The organism is Mediterranea sp. ET5, from assembly GCF_023337025.1.
Taxonomy (GTDB): domain Bacteria; phylum Bacteroidota; class Bacteroidia; order Bacteroidales; family Bacteroidaceae; genus Phocaeicola_A.
This window is the reverse complement of sequence record NZ_JAMBLN010000042.1, coordinates 1-1,575: the sequence shown is the minus strand read 5'-3', so window position 1 is coordinate 1,575 and position 1,575 is coordinate 1. Positions and strand designations below refer to the sequence as shown.

General features: G+C 53.4%; 1 rRNA gene. It reads left to right on the top strand.

Annotation, left to right across the window (positions count from 1 at the left end):
• Positions 1-32 precede the first annotated feature (32 nt).
• Positions 33-1,566: ribosomal RNA gene (locus tag M3087_RS14250) — 16S ribosomal RNA — on the top strand.
• Positions 1,567-1,575 lie beyond the last annotated feature (9 nt).

Below are 1,575 nucleotides of genomic sequence, written 5' to 3'. Positions count from 1 at the left end.
AATCCGGGCAAAAGAGATTAAAGAAATTCATTACAATGAAGAGTTTGATCCTGGCTCAGGATGAACGCTAGCTACAGGCTTAACACATGCAAGTCGCGGGGCAGCATAGGGTTTCAGCAATGAAATTCGGATGGCGACCGGCGCACGGGTGAGTAACACGTATCCAACCTGCCCTTTACTCGGGGATAGCCTTGCGAAAGTAAGATTAATACCCGATGGCATTGGATTCCCGCATGGGGCTTCAATTAAAGGTGTGAACTGGTAAAGGATGGGGATGCGTTCCATTAGGCAGTAGGCGGGGTAACGGCCCACCTAACCGACGATGGATAGGGGTTCTGAGAGGAAGGTCCCCCACATTGGAACTGAGACACGGTCCAAACTCCTACGGGAGGCAGCAGTGAGGAATATTGGTCAATGGGCGCGAGCCTGAACCAGCCAAGTAGCGTGAAGGATGACTGCCCTATGGGTTGTAAACTTCTTTTATACGGGAATAAAGTCGCCTACGTGTAGGCGTTTGTATGTACCTTATGAATAAGCATCGGCTAACTCCGTGCCAGCAGCCGCGGTAATACGGAGGATGCGAGCGTTATCCGGATTTATTGGGTTTAAAGGGAGCGTAGATGGGCTTTTAAGTCAGTTGTGAAATTCTGCGGCTCAACCGTAGGACTGCAGTTGAAACTGGGAGCCTTGAGTGCAGTTGAGGTGCATGGAATTCGTGGTGTAGCGGTGAAATGCTTAGATATCACGAAGAACTCCGATTGCGAAGGCAGTGCACCAAGCTGTAACTGACATTGATGCTCGAAAGTGTGGGTATCAAACAGGATTAGATACCCTGGTAGTCCACACGGTAAACGATGAATACTCGCTGTTGGCGATACAATGTCAGCGGCCAAGCGAAAGCATTAAGTATTCCACCTGGGGAGTACGCCGGCAACGGTGAAACTCAAAGGAATTGACGGGGGCCCGCACAAGCGGAGGAACATGTGGTTTAATTCGATGATACGCGAGGAACCTTACCCGGGCTTGAACTGCAACCGAATGTCGCGGAAACGTGACAGCTAGCAATAGCGGTTGTGGAGGTGCTGCATGGTTGTCGTCAGCTCGTGCCGTGAGGTGTCGGCTTAAGTGCCATAACGAGCGCAACCCTTGCCGGCAGTTGCCATCAGGTAAAGCTGGGGACTCTGCCGGGACTGCCATCGTAAGATGCGAGGAAGGTGGGGATGACGTCAAATCAGCACGGCCCTTACGTCCGGGGCTACACACGTGTTACAATGGGGGGTACAGAAGGCTGCTACCTGGCGACAGGATGCCAATCCCGAAAACCCCTCCCAGTTCGGACTGGAGCCTGCAACCCGGCTCCACGAAGCTGGATTCGCTAGTAATCGCGCATCAGCCATGGCGCGGTGAATACGTTCCCGGGCCTTGTACACACCGCCCGTCAAGCCATGGGAGCCGGGGGTACCTGAAGTACGTAACCGCGAGGGTCGTCCTAGGGTAAAACCGGTGACTGGGGCTAAGTCGTAACAAGGTAGCCGTACCGGAAGGTGCGGCTGGAACACCTCCTTTCTGGAGCTT